23 protein-coding genes and 3 tRNA genes are annotated in these 20575 nt (G+C 64.1%); 11 read left to right on the top strand and 15 right to left on the bottom strand.

The genetic code is table 11. The features are described 5' to 3' along the window. Together BM374_RS16890 and BM374_RS16885 are read right to left on the bottom strand one after the other, a co-directional pair. Nucleotides 1-74, bottom strand: a tRNA-Gly gene (locus BM374_RS16890). Between the two features lie 342 nt (nucleotides 75-416). Then, on the bottom strand, nucleotides 417-2819 hold the full coding sequence (locus BM374_RS16885; RefSeq protein ID WP_092294960.1) for an ATP-binding protein: 2403 nt from the start codon (nucleotides 2817-2819) through the stop codon (nucleotides 417-419). 330 nt (nucleotides 2820-3149) lie between these two features. On the opposite strand from BM374_RS16885, the gene BM374_RS16880 reads away from it, so the two are divergent. Continuing rightward, on the top strand, nucleotides 3150-3863 hold the full coding sequence (locus BM374_RS16880; protein ID WP_092294075.1) for a substrate-binding periplasmic protein: 714 nt from the start codon (nucleotides 3150-3152) through the stop codon (nucleotides 3861-3863). Nucleotides 3864-3873: 10 nt separating this feature from the next. Here the strand turns inward: BM374_RS16880 and BM374_RS16875 are convergent, their stop codons facing one another. Continuing rightward, a complete protein-coding gene (locus BM374_RS16875; protein ID WP_092294073.1) occupies nucleotides 3874-4059 on the bottom strand; it encodes a hypothetical protein in 186 nt (61 codons plus the stop codon). Between the two features lie 203 nt (nucleotides 4060-4262). On the opposite strand from BM374_RS16875, the gene BM374_RS16870 reads away from it, so the two are divergent. Continuing rightward, entirely contained in the window at nucleotides 4263-4649 is a 387-nt protein-coding gene (locus tag BM374_RS16870) for a YciI family protein (RefSeq protein WP_092294958.1), read from the top strand. Nucleotides 4650-4658: 9 nt separating this feature from the next. Here BM374_RS16870 and BM374_RS16865 read toward each other — a convergent pair whose 3' ends face one another. Then, complete coding sequence (locus tag BM374_RS16865; protein WP_092294071.1) at nucleotides 4659-5267, bottom strand: TMEM175 family protein; 609 nt, start codon at nucleotides 5265-5267, stop codon at nucleotides 4659-4661. Nucleotides 5268-5391: 124 nt separating this feature from the next. Between BM374_RS16865 and BM374_RS16860 the strand changes: the two genes are divergently transcribed. The 3 genes from BM374_RS16860 (at nucleotide 5392) to BM374_RS16850 (ending at nucleotide 9614) form a co-directional block, all read left to right on the top strand. After that, entirely contained in the window at nucleotides 5392-7449 is a 2058-nt protein-coding gene (locus BM374_RS16860) for an ATP-dependent helicase (RefSeq protein ID WP_092294069.1), read from the top strand. Nucleotides 7450-7505: 56 nt separating this feature from the next. Further along, nucleotides 7506-8486, top strand: coding sequence for an NADPH:quinone oxidoreductase family protein (locus BM374_RS16855; protein ID WP_092294067.1), 981 nt, complete (start codon nucleotides 7506-7508; stop codon nucleotides 8484-8486). Nucleotides 8487-8582: 96 nt separating this feature from the next. Beyond that, entirely contained in the window at nucleotides 8583-9614 is a 1032-nt protein-coding gene (locus tag BM374_RS16850; RefSeq protein ID WP_092294065.1) for an LLM class flavin-dependent oxidoreductase, read from the top strand. A gap of 121 nt (nucleotides 9615-9735) precedes the next feature. Here BM374_RS16850 and BM374_RS16845 read toward each other — a convergent pair. Continuing rightward, a tRNA-Tyr gene (locus tag BM374_RS16845) sits at nucleotides 9736-9821 on the bottom strand. Between the two features lie 207 nt (nucleotides 9822-10028). Here BM374_RS16845 and rlmB point away from each other — a divergent pair. Continuing rightward, nucleotides 10029-10859, top strand: a complete 831-nt coding sequence (gene rlmB, locus BM374_RS16840; protein ID WP_177248367.1) for a 23S rRNA (guanosine(2251)-2'-O)-methyltransferase RlmB — start codon at nucleotides 10029-10031, stop codon at nucleotides 10857-10859. A 253-nt stretch (nucleotides 10860-11112) separates the two neighbouring features. On the opposite strand, the gene BM374_RS16835 is transcribed toward rlmB, so the two are convergent. Then, entirely contained in the window at nucleotides 11113-11610 is a 498-nt protein-coding gene (locus BM374_RS16835) for a hypothetical protein (protein ID WP_092294061.1), read from the bottom strand. A 44-nt stretch (nucleotides 11611-11654) separates the two neighbouring features. Further along, entirely contained in the window at nucleotides 11655-12134 is a 480-nt protein-coding gene (locus tag BM374_RS16830; RefSeq protein WP_092294059.1) for a hypothetical protein, read from the bottom strand. A 274-nt stretch (nucleotides 12135-12408) separates the two neighbouring features. On the opposite strand from BM374_RS16830, the gene BM374_RS16825 reads away from it, so the two are divergent. From BM374_RS16825 to BM374_RS16815, 3 genes are all read left to right on the top strand, one after another. Continuing rightward, nucleotides 12409-12867: a hypothetical protein gene (locus BM374_RS16825; protein ID WP_092294056.1), complete on the top strand. Its 459-nt coding sequence runs from the start codon at nucleotides 12409-12411 to the stop codon at nucleotides 12865-12867. Between the two features lie 153 nt (nucleotides 12868-13020). Continuing rightward, nucleotides 13021-13095: transfer RNA gene (locus BM374_RS16820), tRNA-Thr, on the top strand. 156 nt (nucleotides 13096-13251) lie between these two features. Then, nucleotides 13252-14007, top strand: coding sequence for a dienelactone hydrolase family protein (locus tag BM374_RS16815; RefSeq protein WP_244552616.1), 756 nt, complete (start codon nucleotides 13252-13254; stop codon nucleotides 14005-14007). A gap of 11 nt (nucleotides 14008-14018) precedes the next feature. Here the strand turns inward: BM374_RS16815 and BM374_RS16810 are convergent, their stop codons facing one another. The 4 genes from BM374_RS16810 to BM374_RS38625 all read right to left on the bottom strand — a co-directional run bounded on the left by BM374_RS16810 (nucleotide 14019) and on the right by BM374_RS38625 (nucleotide 16823). Beyond that, a complete protein-coding gene (locus tag BM374_RS16810) occupies nucleotides 14019-14360 on the bottom strand; it encodes a hypothetical protein (RefSeq protein WP_244552615.1) in 342 nt (113 codons plus the stop codon). Then, on the bottom strand, nucleotides 14324-14494 hold the full coding sequence (locus BM374_RS39400; RefSeq protein ID WP_244552614.1) for a hypothetical protein: 171 nt from the start codon (nucleotides 14492-14494) through the stop codon (nucleotides 14324-14326). The genes BM374_RS16810 and BM374_RS39400 overlap by 37 nt, the downstream gene beginning before the upstream one ends. Nucleotides 14495-14755: 261 nt before the next feature. Then, nucleotides 14756-16450: a methyl-accepting chemotaxis protein gene (locus BM374_RS16805; RefSeq protein WP_092294954.1), complete on the bottom strand. Its 1695-nt coding sequence runs from the start codon at nucleotides 16448-16450 to the stop codon at nucleotides 14756-14758. Between the two features lie 226 nt (nucleotides 16451-16676). Further along, entirely contained in the window at nucleotides 16677-16823 is a 147-nt protein-coding gene (locus BM374_RS38625) for a hypothetical protein (RefSeq protein WP_177248366.1), read from the bottom strand. Between the two features lie 104 nt (nucleotides 16824-16927). On the opposite strand from BM374_RS38625, the gene BM374_RS16800 reads away from it, so the two are divergent. Beyond that, complete coding sequence (locus BM374_RS16800; RefSeq protein WP_092294952.1) at nucleotides 16928-17299, top strand: hypothetical protein; 372 nt, start codon at nucleotides 16928-16930, stop codon at nucleotides 17297-17299. A gap of 296 nt (nucleotides 17300-17595) precedes the next feature. Further along, nucleotides 17596-17850: a hypothetical protein gene (locus tag BM374_RS16795; RefSeq protein WP_092294054.1), complete on the top strand. Its 255-nt coding sequence runs from the start codon at nucleotides 17596-17598 to the stop codon at nucleotides 17848-17850. 41 nt (nucleotides 17851-17891) lie between these two features. Here the strand turns inward: BM374_RS16795 and BM374_RS16790 are convergent, their stop codons facing one another. From BM374_RS16790 to BM374_RS38620, 4 genes are all read right to left on the bottom strand, one after another. Continuing rightward, nucleotides 17892-18134 carry a DUF6719 family protein gene (locus tag BM374_RS16790; RefSeq protein WP_092294950.1) on the bottom strand — a complete coding sequence of 81 codons (243 nt, stop codon included), beginning with the start codon at nucleotides 18132-18134 and terminating at the stop codon, nucleotides 17892-17894. A 245-nt stretch (nucleotides 18135-18379) separates the two neighbouring features. Continuing rightward, complete coding sequence (locus BM374_RS16785; RefSeq protein ID WP_177248365.1) at nucleotides 18380-19087, bottom strand: outer membrane protein; 708 nt, start codon at nucleotides 19085-19087, stop codon at nucleotides 18380-18382. 284 nt (nucleotides 19088-19371) lie between these two features. After that, nucleotides 19372-19794 (bottom strand): hypothetical protein, encoded by a 423-nt coding sequence (locus tag BM374_RS16780; RefSeq protein WP_177248364.1) that lies wholly within the window; start codon nucleotides 19792-19794, stop codon nucleotides 19372-19374. A gap of 186 nt (nucleotides 19795-19980) precedes the next feature. Beyond that, nucleotides 19981-20349, bottom strand: a complete 369-nt coding sequence (locus tag BM374_RS38620) for a His-rich protein BRANT (RefSeq protein WP_177248363.1) — start codon at nucleotides 20347-20349, stop codon at nucleotides 19981-19983. Between the last annotated feature and the right edge of the window lie 226 nt (nucleotides 20350-20575).

Here is a 20575-nt window from a genome sequence, read left to right as displayed (position 1 = left end):
TGGAGCGGGTGAAGGGAATCGAACCCTCGTATTCAGCTTGGAAGGCTGCTGCTCTACCATTGAGCTACACCCGCGACAGCGGCTCCCTAACACGGCCGCGCGGCGGTCTCAACCGTCCCGGGTCGGTCTTTCCCGCCCCGCGGCTGGGTTTGTTCCCGCCTTCGGGCGCCACCCCTTAACGGCGCGGCGGTTTAGCCCTATATTGAGTGTCCCGAAACCAACGAAAGGAGGTGATCCAGTGTCTTATCTCAAGCGCTGTCACCTCGCTGGGATCGCCCGCTAAGCTTCAACCAGAGGCTTGGCATCGGGGCGTTTCCAGCCCTGGACCAGCGAGCAAGAAATCGGGCGCGACGGGGTTCTCCCCGCCGCGCTTTTTCTTTGCTCTGATCGCTTTCCACGGTATCGCGGCGCGCCGCTCAGGCAGGCCCCTCGCCCGCAAGCATCTCTCGGATCTTCTGCGACAGGTCCGCCTTCCTGTACGGCTTCTGGAGCAGCGCCACGCCGGGATCGAGATGTCCCTCGTGGATCATGGTATCGTCGGTATAACCGGAGGTGTAGAGCACCCGCACGCCTGGCCGGCGCAGCCGGACCGCTTCGGCCAATTCCCGCCCGTTCATGCCGCCGGGCATGATGATGTCAGTGAACAGGAGATCGAAGCTCGCGCCCTGGTCGACCAGCGCAAGCGCGCTTGCGCCATCGCTGGCGGTGAGCGTGCGATAGCCGAGGCTGCCGAGTTGGGCGATGACATAGCCTTGCACCAGCGGATCGTCCTCGACCACGAGGATCGTCTCCTGCCCGCGCGCCGGCACTGGCGCCTGAACCGACCCGGACCTCGCCGCCGCCCCGCCCGCCGATTGCGGCAGGAACAACCGTACCACCGTGCCGCGGCCCTCCTCGCTCTCGATCGCGACGGTGCCGCCGGTCTGCTTGGCGAAGCCGTAGACCATGCTGAGGCCCAGCCCCGTGCCGCGGCCGACCCCCTTGGTGGTGAAGAAAGGCTCGAACACGCGGTCGCGGATGTCGGCCGGAATGCCGTGGCCGGTGTCGGCCACGGCCACCATGACGTAGGAACCAGCCTTACCCTCGCCGTCGCCGCTGCCGTCGAGCTCACGGTTTGCGGTCTCGAGCGTGAGCCTGCCACCGTCGGGCATCGCATCGCGCGCGTTGACGGCGAGATTGACGATCGCCGACGAAAGCTGCGACGGATCGGCCATCGCCAGCCACGCATCGTCCGCGAGCCGGGTCACGATCTCGACATGCTCGCCGAGGGTCGGCCGCAGCAGCCGCGCTGTCTCGACGACAAGACCGTTGACGTCGACCTCGCGCGGCTCCAGCGGCTGTCGCCGCGCGAAGGTCAGGAGCTGCGACGTGATCTCGGCGCCACGCGAGGCCGCATCGTCGATCAGCTGGGCGATCGCGGCGAGGTCGGGCTTGTCCGCAAGCCCCTCCCGGATGATTTCGATGGTGCCGGTGATGACGGTAAGCACATTGTTGAAGTCGTGCGCGACGCCCCCGGTGAGCTGGCCGATCGCATCCATCTTCTGGGACTGGCGAAGCCGCTCCTCGGTCTCGCGTTGTGTGGTGAGATCGGTGGCCGAGCCGCGATAGCCCATGAAGCGCCCGTCATCGGCGAACACTGGCTGACCGTTGACGCTGAAATAGTGCTGCCGCCCGGCTGCATCGCGGCCGCGATATTCGAATTTCCGGAACGGCTCGTGGCGGTCGAGCACCGCCATGTGCTCGCGCCATTTCTGCGGGTCGGCGTCGTGGTCCGAGGCGGCATCGAGGCGGCGCTTGCCGATCAGGCGCTTGGGATCCAGGCCGAAGGCACCGGCCCGGTCCGAGATGTAGGTGAACACGTGATCCGGTCCGGTCTCCCAGAACCAGTCGGACGCGGTCTCGGCGTAGTCGCGGAAACGCCTTTCGCTCGCGTGCGCATCCTCTTCGGCGCGCCGACGGATCCTCAGGTCGCGCTCGAGCGTCGCATTGGCCTCGCGCAGCTCGTCATAGGCAAGGCCGAGGTTGACGCACATGGCGTTGAAAGCTTCGATCACCTTGTCCAGTTCGTCGGGATATTGGGGCGCCCGGCGCTCCAGCTGCAAAGGAGGCGTCGGCCGCGCCAGGCTGTATTTGCTGACGAACTCGGCAATCGCGACCAGATGGCGCGTCACCAGAATGTGGAACATGTAGATGATGAACAGCGAGACGACGAATGTCTTTGCCGCCTGGCTTGCGAGGATGACCAGGGCCCGGTTCAGCAATTGCTGATAGACATCGCTCAGCGTCGCCTCGACGTGCAGCACACCGATGGGACGCGCGATCCCCTGGACGGTGGTGGTCAGCGGATAGTCGCGCGTCACTACCGAGCGGCTCCTTCGCTCGCCGACGGCGACACGGATCGGATTGGAGCGATCGGCGATCTCGCGAACCTCGGCGGCGCGGATACCGGGCAGCCGCAAGATCCCGTCGAGCTGAAGCTTCAGCTGGTTCTGATCAAGATTCCACAGGCTTTCGCCGAGGCTGTCCGTGGTGCTGCGGCCGACCTCCTCGAGCCGCGTCTCGATCACGCCGACTTCACGATCATAGTCCAGATAGAGCTGGAGCGCGGTCAGTGTCAGCGTCACGACCGAGGAGAACAGCAGCACGGCGGCAAGCAAACGGGGCCCGATGCCGTTCCGCGACCAATTGAAAATCCGCGACAGCAGCGCCGACAACATTGGAAACGAAAACGCCGTTCCGATGCCGGCCAGATCCTGCTTCGCAGCCGCCGGCGCAACAGCACGGCCGCGATCGGGATTCTTCTCGCCTGCGTTGTCCATCATCCCATCCCCGAATATCGCGACACCCTCTCCGGCCTGCCGGTCAACCACGCGCAATTCGGCGGTTTTGATACTCCCTCAGCGCGCGATGCGCGCAGCAATCCTGTCGGCCCTTGGGCGATCTGAGGTCGGCGGGGTCATATCTTGCGCCCGGCAGCACGATATCGGCGCAAACTACCACCTCGCGTGCTAGAATGACATCGGTGAAAATCCGGAGTCGCCTGCACGCAGGCGACTTGTGGGCCTCGTGACTCCGCGCGAGTGCCATCTTCGGTAGATTGTATGAACACTCGAAGCCAGCGGTAGCGAGCATCGACCAGAGAGGCGCCCATGTGGCGGATACTCGTCATCTGCCTGTCGCTGTTCATATCAGGCGCGTCTTCCGCGCAGTCGGTGATCCGGCTGGCGCGGATCGCCGACATCCCGGATCAGTATGTCGGCGGCGAGATGCTGCGGGCCGTCTACGCCAAGCTGAACATCAAGCTCGAATTCGAGGACGTGCCCGGCAAGCGGGCGCTGGCGCTGTCGAGCGCTGGCGAGGTCGACGGTGAAATCCAGCGGATCGGGACACTGTCGCGCGATTATCCGACGCTGCTCCAGGTCACGCCGGCGATCAACTACATCGAACCGGCGGTGTTCACGACCAAGCTCCATTTCGATGTGGATGGCTGGAATTCGATCAGGAGCTACAGCATCGGCATCGTCCGCGGCGTCGGTTCGTCGGAAGCCGGCACGCGCGGCATGGACCGCGTCACGGCGACCACGAGCCTCGAGAACATGATCAGGATGCTCGATGCCGATCGGTTCGACGTGATGGTCACCGATCTCTTCAGCGGGCTGGCCGCGATCCGCAAGCTCAATCTACAGGCAAGGATCTATCCGCTCTCCCCGCCGCTCGAACGCATCCACATCTACCATTATTTGCACGAGCGCCACCGCGACCTCGTGCCGAAGGTTGGACAGGTGATTGCGCAGATGGAAGCGAGCGGCGAGCTGGCGGCGCTACGCGAGGAGCTCGTCAAGCAGGTCCTGAGCGCACGGTGATGACGCCGGTTCAGAACCCGAATATGGCGAGCACCGACGGGCGCTTGCCGCGGCGACTTTCGACGATGCGCTCGCCGCCACCCTCGGCGGAGCTGCCGTAATAGCGGTGATGACCCGCCTGATCGTGCAGATCGGCAGGCTCCGACTTCCCTGCCCGCCGTGCATCGCAAATGATTTTGATGGTATGACCCGACATTGCCGGCTCCGATGAGCTTCGATCGCTCTTGTGGCCATCAGTCGCCGCGTCTCCGGACGGCGTTCACCGGCGAAGGCGGCAATCGGGTTTCAGCATGGCTTCGTCGCGTATGCGCGATGCAATATTTTGGTCGTTCGGGATTGTCGGGATCGGCCGCGATCATACGTCCTTCGGGCTGCGCGCCCAAAACAAGCGAGGTGAAGATGCTCTACGCGATCCTGGCCTACCACGTCGAAGACGAGCTGTTGGCGTGGACGCCGCAGGAGGACGCCGCTGTCGTGGCCAAAGTCATCGAGGTTCAGGCGCCCCTGAGGGCCAGCGGACACTTTGGCCCGGCCGCCCGCCTGGATGGCACGAGAAAGGCCCGCACCTTGCGCGGTCCCGGCGCGGGTGTCGTGCTGGACGGGCCGTTCGCGGAGACCAAGGAGCAGCTTCTCGGCTTCCATCTCGTCGAATACGACACCGATGAAGAGGCGATCGCGGCGGCGCGGAAGCTGCGCGAGGTCAATCCGACGGCGGTCTATGAGATCCGCCCGGTTAAGCTTTACGTGCCTGCCGATGGGTTCGGTGCGACAGCAGCTGACAAATGAGCACGAAGCCTATGCATTCGGTTCGCCTGTTGGCCCATAGAAGCGCCGGATCAGCAGCCCGCCGAAGGCAATGAACCACAGGAAGGGCGCGACCTCAGGCGCAAAGCTCGCGACGATCGTGCCCGGAATGAACACGAGCAGCGGAAACAATGAGGCAAGAGTCTCACGCCGCCAACCGCCCAATATGGTCCACCACAGCCAGGCATTGAGGCCGGCAATTGCAGTGAGGTGCAGACCGTAGAGCACAGCAACGGCGCTGCTCATGGTATAATTGGTGTAGAGGCCGTTGGTGACCGGCAGCAGCACGATCGAGAGCAGGAACAGCAGATTGAGGATCACGACCCCGCGGCTCCCCACGGGTTGACGCGCCAACCGCCGGTGATGGCTGATCCAGAACAGACCGGCGATGATGAAGCTCAGCGCAAAGCCGGCGAGCTTGCCGGAATAGACTTTGGCAAGATCGCTCCAGTCGGGCGCGCTGGCGAACACCGCAGCCTTCGGCAGGTCGTAGGCCAAAAGCGTCATGGCAACACCAAAAATAGTATTGCTGAGCGATTCCAACCGCCGCATTTCGAATTGTTCGGGCTTGGGCTTGGACTCGGGCTTGGGCTCGGTCATGCCGGTGCGCTCTGGGGCTGGAACTTTGGGCCGCCTTTTCCCTAGGTGTTCTCAGCGGTTCCGTCCAGCCGCATTGCGATTCGGGAGCGGATCGCCGATTCTCGGTCTTTCACTGGGGCGATTCGTGACGTCATATCTGGACACGCTCAATGCGGAGCAGCGCCGCGCCGTGGAGCATGGCGTGGCTGATGGCGCGACCGTGGGCGCCCCCCTGCTCGTCATTGCCGGCGCAGGCTCCGGCAAGACCAACACGCTCGCGCATCGCGTCGCCCACCTGATCGTCGCAGGCGCGGATCCCCGCCGCATCCTCCTGATGACCTTTTCGCGCCGCGCGGCCGCCGAGATGGCCGGCCGGGTCGAACGCATCGCCCGCAAGGTGCTGGGCGAGAACAATGCCGCGATCATGCGCGATGCGCTGACCTGGGCCGGCACGTTCCACGGCATCGGCGCGCGACTGCTGCGCGAATATGCCGAGCGGATCGGCATCGATCCCGCCTTCACCATCCACGACCGCGAGGACTCCGCCGACCTGATGAACCTGGTGCGGCACGAGCGCGGCCTGTCGAAGACCGAGAGCCGCTTTCCCGCCAAGGGCACGTGCCTGTCGATCTATTCCCGCTGCGTCAACGCCGAGATGGAAATCGAGAAGGTGCTCGGTCAGCATTATCCCTGGTGCGCCGGCTGGGCCGCCGAGCTGAAGGGGCTGTTCGCCGCTTACGTCGAGGCCAAGCAGGCCCAGCACGTGCTCGATTACGATGATCTGCTGCTCTACTGGTCGCAGATGATGAGCGACGCGCTGATCGCCGAGGAGATCGGCGGCCGCTTCGACCACGTGCTGGTCGACGAATATCAGGACACCAATCGCCTGCAATCCTCGATCCTCCTGGCGCTGAAGCCCGACGGGCGCGGGCTCACCGTCGTCGGTGACGATGCGCAGTCGATCTATTCGTTCCGCGCCGCCACCGTTCGCAACATCCTGGATTTTCCGCAAAGCTTTTCGCCGCGCGCGGAGATGATCACGCTCGACCGCAACTACCGCTCGACGCAAGCGGTGCTGGCGGCGGCCAACGGGGTCATCGGCCTCGCGCGCGAGCGCTTCACCAAGAACCTGTGGACCGACCGCACCTCGGGACAGAAGCCACAGCTCGTCACCGTGCACGACGAGGCAGACCAGGCGCGCTACATCGTTGAGCAGGTCTTGGCCAATCGCGAGCAAGGCGCGCTGCTCAAGCACCAGGCGGTGCTGTTCCGGACCTCCTCGCACTCCGGTCCGCTCGAAATCGAGCTGACCCGCCGCAACATTCCCTTCGTCAAGTTCGGCGGCCTGAAATTCCTCGACGCCGCGCACGTCAAGGACGTGCTGGCGCTGCTGCGTTTCGCCGAGAACCCGCGCGACCGCGTCGCCGGCTTCCGCATCCTGCATCTGTTGCCCGGCATTGGCCCCGCGACAGCGCAGCGCGTGCTCGACCAGATGGCGGAGAGCACCGATCCGTTTGCCGTGCTCGGCCGGCTCCCGGTGCCGCCGCGCACCGGCGCTGACTGGACCGACTTCGTGCGCACGATCGAAAACCTGCGCTATTCGGAATGGCCTGTCGATCTCGAGCGCGTGCGGCTCTGGTACGAGCCGCATCTCGACCGCCTGCACGAGGATTCCGAGACGCGCCGCGCCGACCTGATGCAGCTCGAGCAGATCGCCAGCGGCTATGCCTCGCGCGAGAAATTCCTGACCGAGCTTACGCTCGACCCGCCGGATGCGACCAGCGACAAATCCGGACCGCCGCTGCGTGACGAGGACTATCTGATCCTCTCCACCATCCACTCCGCCAAGGGCCAGGAGTGGAAGTCGGTGTTCGTGCTCAACGTTGTCGACGGCTGCATGCCTTCCGATCTCGGCGCCGGTACCAGCGCCGAACTCGAGGAAGAGCGCCGCCTGCTCTATGTCGCGATGACACGCGCCAAGGACGACCTGCATCTCGTCGTGCCGCAGCGCTTCTTCGTCCACGGCCAGGCCGCCAAGGGCGACCGCCACGTCTATGCCTCGCGCACGCGCTTCATCCCGGAGCAGCTCGTCTACCTGTTCGAGCGCACCGCTTGGCCGAAGGCCGCGGCGGGCACAGCGCGCGCCCCGTCACAGGGGCCGAAGATCGACATCGGCGCACGGATGCGGGGGATGTGGCGGTAGACGCAAGAGCCCGGCCGCGGGACCTGTCAGGATATCAGGAGCAACAGAGGTCCGACATGAAAGCCGTCGTCGTCGAGCAATACGCCCCTATCGATCATATCCACCTGAAGGACGTTCCGTCTCCGCTTCTGGAGCCGGGACAGTTGCGCATCCGGGTGGAAGCGGCCGGGATCGGATTCGTCGACGGCTTGAAGGTCGAGGGGCGGTATCAGACCAAGGATCCCCTTCCCTTCATTCCCGGCACCGAATTCGCAGGCATCGTGGCCGAAGCGCCTGGCGGGCCGGGCGGCTATCAACCCGGGATGCGCGTGATGGGCATGACGCGCTCGGGCGCGCTTGCCGAAGAGATCGTTGTCAGGCCTGACGCGCTCCATCCCTTGCCGGACGGTGTCGCGGCCGAGGTCGCCGCCTCGTTTCGCGCCAACTATCTGACGGCGCTGTATGCGCTGAGTGCGCGCGCCATGCTGGCTGCGGGCGAGCAGCTGCTCGTGCTGGGTGCGGCCGGAGGCACCGGAATCGCGGCGGTCCAGATCGGCAAACTGCTCGGCGCGCGCGTCATCGCAGCGGCATCGACCCCGGAGAAGCGCGAGTTCGCGCGCGGACACGGCGCCGACGCAGTGATCGATTATACGCAAGGAGACTGGCGCGACACGTTCAAGCAGTTGACGGGCGGAAACGGTGCCGACGTCATCTTCGATCCCGTCGGCGGCGAAATCTCGGTGCAGGCTTTTCGTTCCATCGCCTGGCGCGGACGCCATCTCGTGGTCGGCTTTGCCGCGGGTGCAATCCCCGCGCTGCCGTTCAATCTGCCGCTGCTGAAAGGCGGCGCTCTGCTTGGTGTCGACCTCGCTCAAATCCCCACACGCGAGCCCGACGTGCAGAAGCGTTTGATGTCGCAGTTGACCGCCTGGCTTGCCGATGGCCGGCTGAAGCCTGTGGTCGGCCACGTCTTCGCGCTCGAGGATTTCCGCGAGGCGTTCAGGACGATGCAGACGCGTTCTGCGCTCGGCAAGATGGTGGTACGGATCGCACCATAGGCCACACAAACGGAAACCGAGCATTTCCGAATGCCGCCTTGTCGCTTGGATGCGGTCCATTAAATCTGATCGATCCTCCCCACAGAGATCTGATCGATGACCGCACCGCTTCAATTCGGACTGGATACTTTTGGCGACGTCACAAAGGACGCCTCAGGGAGCATGCTTCCGCATGCGCAGGTGATCCGCAACGTCGTCGACGAGGCGGTGCTGGCGGACGAGCTCGGCCTCGACTTCATCGGCCTCGGCGAGCACCACCGCGCCGATTTTGCGATCTCCTCGCCCGAGACCGTGCTCGCGGCCATCGCATCGCGCACCAAGCACATCCATCTTGGGTCGGCCGTGACGGTGCTGAGCTCGGACGATCCCATTCGCGTGTTCCAGCGTTTTGCGACACTGGACGCGCTCTCGGGCGGCCGTGCCGAAGTGATCCTCGGCCGCGGCTCGTTCACGGAATCCTTTCCGCTGTTCGGCTTCGACCTGCGCAAATACGAGGAGCTGTTCGAAGAAAAGCTCGACCTGTTCGCCGCATTGCTGTCGCAGAAGCCGGTGACGTGGCAAGGCAAGCTGCGTCCGCCGCTGAAGGATCAGCTGGTCTATCCGCCGGTCGAGCACGGCACGCTGAAGACCTGGATCGGCGTCGGCGGCAGCCCGCAATCGGTGGTGCGCGCCGCGCATTACGATCTGCCCCTGATGCTCGCGATCATCGGCGGCGATCCGACGCGCTTTGCGCCTTACGTTGACCTCTATCACCGCGCCTTCAAGGAATTTGGCCGCCCCGCCCAGCCGATCGGCGTGCACTCGCCCGGCTATGTCGCCGAAACCGACGAGCAGGCGCGCGAGGAGCTGTGGCCCGACTACAAGGCGATGCGCGACCGCATCGGCCGCGAGCGCGGCTGGCCGCCGATGGGCCGCGATGAATTCGTCAGCGAGGCCGAGCACGGCTCGCTCTATGTCGGCTCGCCGGAAACGGTCGCACGCAAGATCGCCAAGACCGCGAAGGCGCTCGGGATTGCGCGGTTTCAGCTGAAGTATTCGGCAGGACCGTTGCCGCACGAGAAGCTGATGAAGAGCATCGAGCTGTACGGGCGCAAGGTGGTGCCGATGGTCAGGGAGATGCTGGGGTGAGACATGCTTGGAGCCGGTCCGCCTGCGCCCTTCGGGCTACGGCGTGACAGCCTTCGCTCACTTCGCGCCACGAGCACTTATGCTGGCTTGCCCAGCCATAGCTCGCGAAGCGAGCGAAGGCTGGTGGGGGAGGAAGGACTCGAACCTTCGAAGCCATGAGGCGGCTGATTTACAGTCAGCTCCCTTTGCCACTCGGGACACTCCCCCGCTCGACGGCAGCACAATCGGGCCGGACCTTGCCGGCGGACCGAAGACGGCCATGGAACGTGAAGGCCGCGACAGCCCGGATGGGGGCGCGACCGGGCGCGTTTATGGGCGAAGCGGTGGGGCAAAGTCAACCGAGGCGAACAGCTAAAATCACCCTCGAAGCCACCCAAATTGCCATATTCCGGGACCCGTGACACAAGCGAGCCCATGAAGGATCGAAAATTCGTCGCCAAGGGCCCTCGCAGCGGGTCTAAGCCCTTTAAGAAGCCCGGGAAATCGGCCGGCCGGCCGGCTTGGCGCGAGCGCGATTCGCACCCCGACGGCCCCGTCATCCTTTATGGCTGGCACACCGTCACCATGGCGCTCGCCAACCCGCAGCGCCGGATCCGCAAGTTGACGCTGACCGAGAACGCCGCACGGCGGCTGGCGGACGAGAACATCGCAACCCGGATTGCGCCGGAAATCGTCCGGCCACAGGAGATCGACCGGCTGCTGTCGCCCGATGCCGTGCATCAGGGCCTGTTGGCCGAGGCCGATCCCCTGCCCTCGCCCGACATCGAGACCTTGAAGCAGGAAGGCATGGTGCTGGTGCTCGACCAGATCACCGACCCGCACAATGTCGGCGCAATCCTCCGCTCGGCTGCGGCCTTCGCGGTGAAGGCGATCGTCACCACCGCGCGTCACAGCCCCGAAGCAACAGGCGTGCTCGCGAAAGCCGCCTCCGGCGCGCTGGAGCTGGTGCCTGTCGTGACGGTGCAGAACCTCGCGCGTGCCCTGACCGCCCTGAATGAGCGCGGCTTCCAGACGGTGGGCCTCGACAGCGAAGGCAGCGAGGACCTCTCGGACGTCGCGCTGCGCGAGCCGCTCGCGCTGGTGCTGGGCGCCGAAGGCAAGGGCCTCAGGCAATTGACGCGCGAGACTTGCAGCGTGGTGGCGCGGCTCGACATGCCCGGCGAGATCAAGAGCCTCAACGTCTCGAATGCCGCCGTACTCTCACTCTATGTCGGTGCGAGCCGGCTGGGGCTGATGAAGCGCTAAGCGTCACCGCGCATTTTCGACGATGCCATCATGCGCCTGTTTTGCCCGACGGGTCAAGTGTTACTGCTATTTTTCCGAAGGGCCGGGCTCGAACCATGAGCCGGGGCGCGACGATCCCACATCTTGGGCTCATTGCGCTTCAAGTCCTTGATTTCGCTGTCCCCGGCTACTGTGCATGGGGTTGTTTTGAAAAAAGTGAAGCGCCCGTCCGCAGCAAGCGGACCGGCGCTTCGTCAGCTCAACGGATCAGAGATCAGTAATAGCGGCGCAGCACGCGATGGCCGCCGTAATACGGCGCGTAGCGGTGGCTGTAGCCATAGCGCGGGCCATAGCCGTAATGCGTCCGCGGCAGATAGCCGTAGCGCGGGCCGTAGCCGTAGCGATAGGGACGGTAGTACGGGCGGTGATGATAGGCGTACGGCGCGACAGCCGCGCGATAACCGTAGCCGTAGCTATAATTCGCCGGCGCGACGACTGCGTCCTCCTGGTAGGTCGGATACGGCGCGAAAGCGCCGGGACCGGTGTAGGTCGGACCCTGGTTGACGTAGTAGTACTGCGTCGTCGGCTCGGCGAGGCGCTCATAGCCATACCCGTAGCCGACTCCGTAGCCATAACCGCCGCAGCCGGTGTTGCAGCCGGAATAGACCGGCGCGACCGGCTGGCACGGATTGAAGCCGCAGGCCATGGCCGGCGCGCTGCCCACGAACATCACGGCAGCGGCCGCGACCAGTCCCGAAATCATCTGACGCATTACTCTCTCCTGTTGATTTCCGTCTTGTTGGGTTTCGACGTTTCTTAACCCGGCGGCCTGCCGGGTATTTCTGTATGCGGTCGTGGCTGCCGCAGATGCTCGTTGATCTCAGGCGCGAGGATCACCGACGGCGGATTGACCGGCACATCCATTTGCGGCGGCAACGGCGCGGACGATGCGCCCCAGCTTCTCTGATAGCTCTCGGCCGGCTGCGGCAATTTGCGGTGAGCAGGCGGCTCGACCTCAAGGCGGCCATAGCCGGGCCGCAGGCCCATGCTGGGGTAATAGTGGCCGACGTCGCTGGGCTGCCGTTCCGCCACGTAGCGTCCGCCATAGATCGTCGGCTGCACCTGGACGTTCTTGCCCAGGCCCCAGACGCCTTCGACGACGCTGTAGGACGCATCGATGTTGTTGATGATGATGGGCACGCCAGGACGGCCGGGCACGACGATATCGAAACCGCCGCCGGCAAAGGCCGTCGCGGGGAGTCCGATCAGAAGGGCGGCAAGCGCGGCTGCGCGCATGGAAGTATCCCGGTTATCCGGAACACACCTACCGGATCGCAGCTCGGAGAGGGTTAAGGACACATCACCAAATTCCGGTAAGCCTAACGCGTAAGGATTGCGTCCCGCTCAAATGCCGCGCAAGGCGCTAGCGAGGCGTTAACGGCCGCCGCTGGCACCTGGAACTCCCTCGCTCACATCCGTTTGACTGAACAAGTCGGCAAAATGGTCCGTTTCATGGGAACGGCAGCCGCCTTCGGCATTTAGCCCCCGATCAACAACATGGGAGAGAACAATGACGAAGCTGACACTTCTCGGTGCAACCGCCATCGCCGCAACCATGTTGGCGGGCTCCGCCATGGCGCAAACGATGGCCGCTCCGGGGCGCTGCACGGGACAATTCCCCAACGCCAACTGCGCGAATGCCGGACCTCAGTATTCCGACCATGGCTACCGTCATCGCCGGGTGAGCTATCGCCACAGCAATGTCGACCGGAATGACGACTGGAACAGGACCCATACAGGCTTCTGGCCCACCGACGTTGCCGGCGATGTCGCGGGCGCTGCGATCGGGACTGCAGGTGCGATCGCAACCGCTCCGTTCCGCGCCCTGGACAACAGCTACGCCTATGACAACCGCGGCTGGGACAATCGCGGTTGGGACAATCGCAGCTACGCCCAGCGCAACGGCTTCGTCTGCACGCCCGGCTCGTGGTTCAAGGGCGAAGACGGCCGACGGCACATCTGCCAGTAAGGCGTTTAAGTGGCGTTCGCGCCAACAGGCGGCCGCAGGGCCGCCTGTTTCATGCGCACGCGGGTTCTGGCACTTTCCAACCAAGTCTGATATTGCGACGCGCGGGCGGGCAGCCCTGCGCGTGCCGGCCCCTGCCCGTTTCCTTGGGGCATCGCCGGCTTAGCTCAGCGGTAGAGCAGCGGTTTTGTAAACCGAAGGTCGGGGGTTCAATCCCCTCAGCCGGCACCAGCGCTTGATGCCCCAGCCCGGAGCGTTCTGCATACTCCCTATCGAAGATGCTCGATGGCGTGCCCTCCGCCTCGCGGCAAGTGCGCTGTGTTGGCCGCACTGTCCATGATACATGCGAGCTATCGCATCCGAAACGTCCCTCCAGCGAGCCCACTCATGATCAGCCGACGCACGGCTCTGGCCGCCATCACCGCGCTGGTGTCGCCCGTCACCGCACGCGGTGCGCCGGGCGAACAGTTCAACGTCACTTCCGGCCAAGACAGCCTACTCGTGTCGCGTTATGCGGCAGCGGCCCACGGGAAACGTGCTGCCGTAATCGCGCTGCACGGCGCCCGCGCCATCGAACTCAAGCCCCGTGCTTACGAACGCTATGCCGAAGCACTGGCGGCGCGTGGCATCGACACTTATTTCCCCCGCTACATGACGCCGGCCGACACGGCGGTGTTGGCGTCCGCCGCACATGAAGACCGTGTGGCCTATGAGAAGTCGCGGTACGAGGCCTGGGCCGATACGGTCGCTGCCACAGTGACGGCCGTGCTTGGCCGCTCCGAGAGTTCAGGTCGCCTCGGCCTGCTCGGCTTCTCGTTGGGCAGCTACATCGCCGCTGAGGCCGCTGCGCGCGACACTCGCATCGCAGCTCTCGCGGTGCTCTATGGCGGCATGCCCACGGCCATGGCCACGAAGGTCAAGCACCTGCCTCCGCTGATCGCATTGCATGGCGAGGCCGACAAGAACGTCTCGATCTCGGAAGGACGAGAGCTGGTTGCGCTCGGCAAGTCGGTCGGCGCCGAGACCGAATTCGTAGCCTATCCAGGCAAGGGCCATGGCTTTGACTTCTCCGACACCGACCCGATGACATCGGACGCGATCAATCGGGTCACACGGTTCTTTCAAGCGAAACTCGCGGCTTGACCCCAAGCGGCTCAATCCGGCTTCTGCCACTCCATGATGTGGAAGTACGGGACGCGGCGATGAATGGCGATCCTCGCGGGATCGCCTCCGCTAGGCTCCGGCTCGACGAACATGCGCAACAGGAGGCCCTGATCCAGTAACAGCGTCATGTATTTGCTGAGGGGGCGATGCCAGTTCTGGATCCGGATGCCGCGCCAGCTCAGCCATATCGGCCGCTCGTCCATGTAGTGGTCGATCGTAAAACGCGCGGAGCCCTCGCCGTCGCGCGTCCAGCCCGTCGGCTGGCCGGCGGTGTTGAAGCTGGTGAGATTGGCAATCAGCAGCGTACCGCCCGGCCGCAGCGCTCCCGCCATCTTCCGCAGCCTTCGACCCGCGCCCGCATCGGCGTATCGAGCACGAAGCGACGGACGTAATCTCCGTGCTCGCCCTGCTCGGCGATCCATGCAGACGCAGACGTGGCCCAGCCGTCACTGGCTTGATCGCTCATGGCGTCGCCTTCGGGAAGGATTGACCGCTTGCGGTGCGGGGACGGCTACTGACCACAGATTGGATCAGAGTTCAACATCAGGTAGCATGCCCATCGCATGTCCTCTTACACGGACCGCGAAAACGCCAACATCATCGCTGGAGCCGTCACGGCCGTCGTCGCGACGCTTTTTTCGTTGCGATCGCGATGGCGTTCTTGCTGCAATAGAATCTGCGAGATTCCGGCGGCACGAGGCCGCCGAACCTGGCAGGTCGCGCGGGCTCAGGCCGCGCGCACGGTCCGCAGGAATTTTCCGACTTCGTCCTTCAGGCGGGTGCTATCGGTCGCCAGCATCTTCGCGGTCGAGAGCACCTGGGAGGAGGCCGAACCGGTCTCGGCCGCACCGCGCTGCACGTCGGTGATGTTGGTGGAGACCTGCTGGGTGCCATGGGCGGCCTGCTGCACGTTGCGCGAGATCTCCTGGGTCGCGGCGCCCTGCTCCTCGACGGCTGCGGCAATGGTCGAGGACACTTCCGACAGCCGCTCGATGGTCGCGGAGATGTCGCGGATCGCCGTCACCGACTCCTGGGTGGCGTTCTGGATACCTGATATCTGCTGGCTGATCTCGCCGGTCGCCTTCGCGGTCTGCTCGGCCAGCGTCTTGACCTCCGAGGCGACGACGGCAAAGCCGCGGCCGGCCTCGCCTGCCCGTGCCGCCTCGATGGTGGCATTCAGCGCCAGGAGATTGGTCTGCCCGGCAATGGTGTTGATCAGCTCAACGACGTCGCCGATGCGCGTCGCCGCGACAGAGAGCTCGCTCACGCGTTCGGTGGTGGCGCGGGCCTGGCTGACGGCTTCGCTCGCCATCCGTGCGGATTCCTGCACCTGGCGGCTGATCTCGTTGACCGAGGACGACAATTCCTCCGTTGCGGTCGCAACCGACTGGACATTGCCGGTGGCCTCGCCCGAGGCGATCACGACCACAGAGGTCAGCTCCTGCGCACGCTGCGCAGTGGTGGCCAGCGTCGACGACGAGGCTTCGAGCTCGGTGGAGGCGGATCCGACAGTCTCAATGATCTCGCCGACCGCGCGCTCAAAGCCGTCGGCGAGATTGACCATGTCGCGGCGGCGCTGCTCGGCAGCTTGCTTCTCGGCTTCCGCCTGCGCGGCCTTGAGGCGTTCGACCTCGATCGCGTTGGTCTTGAACACTTCGACAGTCTTGGCCATCTCGCCGATTTCGTCGCGGCGGTCCTTCTCGGGCACTTCCGTCTTGAGGTCGTTGCGCGCCAGGCCCTCCATGGCGGCCTTGAGACGGGCGATCGGCTTCGACATCGCCACGAGGCCGATGAAGAGCGCAATCGCGATGCCGACGACCAGGCCGCCGGCGCTGACGCTCATCACGGTCCAGGTCGCGGATTTTGCCTCGCCCTCGATAGCTTCCTTGCGCGTGTTCACGGCCTGGGTCGTGTACGTTAATTTGGCAATGCGCTCGAGGGCCGCATCGATCAGCGGGTCACATTCCTTGTGAGCACGATCAGCAGCCTTGGCATTGTCCTCAGTGGTGCTTGCCGCCGCGCCGGCCTGGAGCACCGGATCGCAGCCCGCGAAGGCGGCCTTCAGCTGCTCGCCGAGGCTCCGTATATCGGCCGCACGTGCCAGGTCATCCCGTTCCGCAGCAGTCAGATATTGGCCGATTTCATCGCGGGTCTGGTTCGCGATTCTGAGGCGATTGGCGTTGCCCGCCTCGGTCGTCTCGGTGAATACCGCATAGAGCGCGGCGTGATAGGTCTCGACGCGGCGCTGGGCGCGTATGAGGTTGAGCGCGGCCGACTGCATCGCTGTGACTTGGCTATAACCGTCGACCGTCGCCGAGAGTTCGCGAATAGCAAAGGCGGCGACTGCGACCAGGGAAATACCCATCACGGTCACGATCAGCGCAACCTTCAACACGATCTTCAAATTATTCAAAAAGCTCATCATTAGCCGCCTTCAAAACACCCGGTTCCAATGTCGGAACTTCCCAGCGACCCATTGGAACCGAAGGAAATTAACATTTGATAATAAACGGCTTGGAAGAGGTTACGGAAAAATACCCAATCAACCCACGGTCGTAAGCCTCGCGTAAGCTTGAGCTTGCTTTGGAGGCATTGGGGCGAATTGCAAACGTCGATCAGGGCACCGGGCTTCAGGCCGGCGAGGACTCCTACCCATCGTCGGGCCGGGTATTGGCGCGCACCAGATCCTCGACGAAGGCGATCACCTCCGCCCGCTTGTCGGGCGGCAGGGAGAGAAAGGCCCGCACGAGCCGCAGGCCCTGTGCTTCGTCTGACGGTTCGACCTTGGAATCCATCCCTCTAATGTCGGGCGTCCGGGAAAAATATGCAATCCCTTGCGGACGGTCTGCTTGATTCGGCCGCCGGTGTTTGGTGGAATAGCCCAACAGGGTGGTGGACGATGAAATGGATCAGGGAGCGCGACGCACTGATCGCGCAGACACTAGCCTTCGTGCAATCGGTCTCCGGCAGGAAGGACGATTTTCGTCAATTGGATACCGCCGCGGCGGAAGTCGTCTCGGTCCAAGCCGTGACAGTCGCGTTCGAACCGCCGCAGGCCGATCCACCGCGGCAGGTTGTCCCGACGCCCCCACCCTCGGCTGTCTCCGCGCCATCGGCGAGCGATTTCCGCAGCGAGATGCAGGCCCGCATCGCCAGTTTCAGAAAACATCAGGAACGCTTTGAGCGCGAGCGCGAGGACTATTGTGCGGCAACTCTGACTAAGCTACGCGCCGCTATTCGCGACGCGGCCCCGACGTCGGCCCAGAAGTAGGGCCTGGCCGCCTACAGCCACGACCAGACCAGCCAGAGGTTGGCGGCGCAGGCACTAATCAGTGCCAGCGTCAATGGCAGGAGCATGTGCCCGCAACAGGTTTTCAGATCGGTCGTCATGGCCGGAAACATCCGCTGATTCCGCCAAACGAGTCCCAAAGTTTCTTTTTTTGGCGATTCAGGACTCGTTAAGGACTCAGGACCTGGATGTGCGTATGCCATCGATCACGGCCCCGTGATCAATCCGGAACCCCTTGCCCCATGAAATCGTTAATGCGCTTTCCGGGAGCGGGAAGCATGCCCTACGCCCTGTTCTGCAACGACAGCCAGATCAGCAAGGCATATCCGAGCGAAGCCGATGTCTGGAAGCTCGCGCAACGGAGCGGCTTGGTCGTTGATGTCGGCACCGATGAGGAGCGGCACGGCCCACGCCGGATGCTCGACAACGACTATGAGATCAGATCCTGCCGGGCAGCCCGAGGCGAGGATCCCGCCAAGAACAAGGCGGACGCCGAGCGCGACTCCACGATGGAGCTTCAGCTCAACTCGTGAGACGCGGCCAAAAGCCGGCAGCCCGGTCGCATGATGAGGCCTCAGGGCGTGGCGGTCGCCAGCGAGGCCTGCTCACCGGCCAGCGCCACGCAGGCCTTGCGACGGTGCAGTCCGCGGATCGCCCCCGTCACCTTGAGTACCTTCCCTGACGGACAGGAGGCGTCCTTCACGAAGGCGACCTCGTAAGGTGCCAACATCAGAGGCTCGGATTTGAGGATTGTTTGGGCAGAGCACGGCAGGGCGAGGAAGCACGAGACCACCACCACCGACGCCAACATACGCATGTTCATTATCCCACAGCCCGGCAATTCACCAATAATGCGCTCCGAGGCGCGAGTTCCGTAAATCGCAAAAATTATTTTTGCTTTACCCGATACCCGTGACACGCGTGAGAAGGACACGCCTCTGACTGTTGGCTTGCAAATGACGCGCCAGATGGTTCACGCGATGCAAACAGGGAAATCGGCAAACGAAAGGCCGGCGGGACGCCGGCCTTTGTTAGACGTTGATCGTGCTCTCGGTAGGCAGGTCAGTAGCGCGAAGCCGCCGGCCCGCCCCAGCCAAAGCGGTAGTTCACACCGACCTTGACGGTATGCTCGTCATCCCGGCCGCGAACGCCGACGATGTCGGTCGGACCGGATGTAAAGGTCGTGCTGCCGAAATTATAGTACTGGTACTCGGCCTTGGCCGACCAGTTCGGCGCGAACATGTATTCCAGGCCGGCACCGACCGTGTAGCCGTCCTTGCTGTTACCGGTCGCGGTAAAGGCCTGCGGGACGCCTGCGATGTTGACGCCGAGACCACCATTACGCCAAGCGTAGCCGCCCTTGGCATAGAGCAGCGTCGGGCCCCACGTGTAGCCGATGCGGCCCGTGACCGACCCGAGCTGGTCCGTGTTGGACGTCACCTGCGTGCCCAGCGGGAACGTGACACCGTTGTTGTTGGTCGGCAACCAGGAATACTGAGCCTCGATACCCAGTACCCAATTGGGCGCGAACTGGTAGTCGAAACCGCCCTGCACGCCACCCAGGAAGCGGGCGTCGCTCGACTGGAAGCTGCTGTCGCCGGCGAAGGCGCCGCCAACATGGCCGCCGATGTAGAAGCCGGTCCAGTTGTAGATCGCCTGCGGCGGTGTGTAGGCCGGAGCCTTGGTGTAGGTGCGCGGCTGGATGTCGGCCGCGGCCGCCGGTGCGGCCAGCGCAAGCAGAGCTGCTGCACCGAGCAAAATCGTCCTCATGATCATCCCCGTTCTTTCAAAATTGACCCTCGGGAAACAACGTGGCGTGAATTTGGTTGCTTCGCGGCGATGCCGGAACGTTGATCGTTCGTTACTGTGACGGCGCGGCAACAACGCGATTTTGTTCCGTCACGTCCGCCTGCCGCGAGCGATTTTCGTCCACGCAAGCCCTGCCGTAACGATTTGTCGCAAGCCAAACCACTCCGTTCAAAGCTCGCCAAAATGTGATCCAGCGGCTCCGGCAGTACCCGTCCTAGCACAGCGCGATGAAGGCGGGCTTTGCGCTAACGCGTCATCTTTTCCAGTTCTGGAAAGGGTGCATAAACCGCGCCGGCGCACAGCTCGCTGGCGCGATCGATGATGCGGTCACCCCGGCCGTTGACGAAGACGACGGCGCGCTCGCGCATCGTCTTGTAGCTGCCGTCGCTCTCCCGCGGCGTGTAGCGCAGGCAGCTGACATAGAACTGCCGCCCGCCGAGCTCTCGCAACACCGGATCGGCCATGCCGGCATCGCGCACGCCGACCGGATTATTCAAATAGGTGTGCATCAGGGCCAGGCTGTCGCCGCGAAAATTGTCGGGAAACGGCTGCGGGCCTCCGGCCTGGGTCCCTTCCATCAGGGATGGACGGTCACCATCGCTGCCGAAGCAGGCCGCCAGTATCAGCGGCAGAACCAGGATCGCCGCACGTTTCGCCAATTGCCCCAAGGACTGAATTCTCCGACCAGCCAGATTCGGAGAGTTCTAGCTCCACGGTTGTACAAAGGGAATTCGCAATGACGTGCCGGCCCGCCGCCAGCACCTTGCGCTCTCGCACACGGTACGACGGAACGGGCCGACCTGAACTCCGCACGGGGGCGGCGGGCAATGGGTGCCGCCCCGTGGGATCAGTCGTTAGCTACGCTTCTCGGTCGTCATCGGCTTGCTGAGGTCCGGCTGCGCTTTGAGCGACTTCTTGGCCGACAGGTGCTTGTGGTGATGGCGATGCGTCCGCACCGTCTTGTGCTCGTCGGGCGTGACCGCCGCATTGGCGTTCATCGCCTTGGTCTTGGTGTCGACCTTGGCGCCCGATTTGATGTCGGCCGTCTTGGCATCGGCCTTGACACCGGCGTCGGGTTTGGCGGCGGTGGTCGAGACCTTGTTTTGGGTCTGATCCGCCTTGATCACTGGCGCAGTCGTCGTGGTCTTGCCGGCTTCAGCGGCAAAGGCCGGGGCTGCGATGACGGAAGCTGCGAGCAAGGCTGCGGAAATGGTCTTCAACATGGTGGTCTCCTCTTGAAGGATCTTGAGGCGGCGCCCTCTCGCCAACTCTTCGATCATGGGGGAGAGCCTAGATGGCGTGCGCTGAACCCGTTCTGAAGCGCGCAGCCAGCTTCCGTTCATCTGGATGACAAGTTTGTCATCTTGCCGAGGGAGCGACGGCCGGGACCAACGGGAATGTTTGTGCCGGCCGGGTGTTCCGGTCTTTGGGCAATCGTGTAGGATCGCC

Origin of the sequence: Bradyrhizobium sp. Ghvi (genome assembly GCF_900115265.1) — a bacterium.
In the GTDB taxonomy this organism is placed as follows: domain Bacteria; phylum Pseudomonadota; class Alphaproteobacteria; order Rhizobiales; family Xanthobacteraceae; genus Bradyrhizobium.
Note: the sequence above shows the minus strand (reverse complement) of the source record. Positions and strands in the feature narration are given on the sequence as shown.

What these genes read in the sequence shown, in the direction of transcription:
- BM374_RS16830 (WP_092294059.1), bottom strand. Translation starts at nt 12,134, where the DNA reads ATGCGCGCAGCCGCGCTTGCCGCCCTTCTGATCGGACTCCCCGCGACG.
- BM374_RS16875 (WP_092294073.1), bottom strand. Translation starts at nt 4,059, where the DNA reads ATGTCGGGTCATACCATCAAAATCATTTGCGATGCACGGCGGGCAGGG.
- BM374_RS38625 (WP_177248366.1), bottom strand. Translation starts at nt 16,823, where the DNA reads ATGGATTCCAAGGTCGAACCGTCAGACGAAGCACAGGGCCTGCGGCTC.
- BM374_RS16850 (WP_092294065.1), top strand. Translation starts at nt 8,583, where the DNA reads ATGACCGCACCGCTTCAATTCGGACTGGATACTTTTGGCGACGTCACA.
- BM374_RS39400 (WP_244552614.1), bottom strand. Translation starts at nt 14,494, where the DNA reads ATGAGCGATCAAGCCAGTGACGGCTGGGCCACGTCTGCGTCTGCATGG.
- BM374_RS16865 (WP_092294071.1), bottom strand. Translation starts at nt 5,267, where the DNA reads ATGACCGAGCCCAAGCCCGAGTCCAAGCCCAAGCCCGAACAATTCGAA.
- rlmB (WP_177248367.1), top strand. Translation starts at nt 10,029, where the DNA reads ATGAAGGATCGAAAATTCGTCGCCAAGGGCCCTCGCAGCGGGTCTAAG.
- BM374_RS38620 (WP_177248363.1), bottom strand. Translation starts at nt 20,349, where the DNA reads ATGTTGAAGACCATTTCCGCAGCCTTGCTCGCAGCTTCCGTCATCGCA.
- BM374_RS16870 (WP_092294958.1), top strand. Translation starts at nt 4,263, where the DNA reads ATGCTCTACGCGATCCTGGCCTACCACGTCGAAGACGAGCTGTTGGCG.
- BM374_RS16805 (WP_092294954.1), bottom strand. Translation starts at nt 16,450, where the DNA reads ATGAGCTTTTTGAATAATTTGAAGATCGTGTTGAAGGTTGCGCTGATC.
- BM374_RS16855 (WP_092294067.1), top strand. Translation starts at nt 7,506, where the DNA reads ATGAAAGCCGTCGTCGTCGAGCAATACGCCCCTATCGATCATATCCAC.
- BM374_RS16790 (WP_092294950.1), bottom strand. Translation starts at nt 18,134, where the DNA reads ATGCGTATGTTGGCGTCGGTGGTGGTGGTCTCGTGCTTCCTCGCCCTG.
- BM374_RS16880 (WP_092294075.1), top strand. Translation starts at nt 3,150, where the DNA reads ATGTGGCGGATACTCGTCATCTGCCTGTCGCTGTTCATATCAGGCGCG.
- BM374_RS16785 (WP_177248365.1), bottom strand. Translation starts at nt 19,087, where the DNA reads ATGAGGACGATTTTGCTCGGTGCAGCAGCTCTGCTTGCGCTGGCCGCA.
- BM374_RS16800 (WP_092294952.1), top strand. Translation starts at nt 16,928, where the DNA reads ATGAAATGGATCAGGGAGCGCGACGCACTGATCGCGCAGACACTAGCC.
- BM374_RS16825 (WP_092294056.1), top strand. Translation starts at nt 12,409, where the DNA reads ATGACGAAGCTGACACTTCTCGGTGCAACCGCCATCGCCGCAACCATG.
- BM374_RS16815 (WP_244552616.1), top strand. Translation starts at nt 13,252, where the DNA reads ATGATCAGCCGACGCACGGCTCTGGCCGCCATCACCGCGCTGGTGTCG.
- BM374_RS16795 (WP_092294054.1), top strand. Translation starts at nt 17,596, where the DNA reads ATGCCCTACGCCCTGTTCTGCAACGACAGCCAGATCAGCAAGGCATAT.
- BM374_RS16835 (WP_092294061.1), bottom strand. Translation starts at nt 11,610, where the DNA reads ATGCGTCAGATGATTTCGGGACTGGTCGCGGCCGCTGCCGTGATGTTC.
- BM374_RS16885 (WP_092294960.1), bottom strand. Translation starts at nt 2,819, where the DNA reads ATGGACAACGCAGGCGAGAAGAATCCCGATCGCGGCCGTGCTGTTGCG.
- BM374_RS16810 (WP_244552615.1), bottom strand. Translation starts at nt 14,360, where the DNA reads ATGGCGGGAGCGCTGCGGCCGGGCGGTACGCTGCTGATTGCCAATCTC.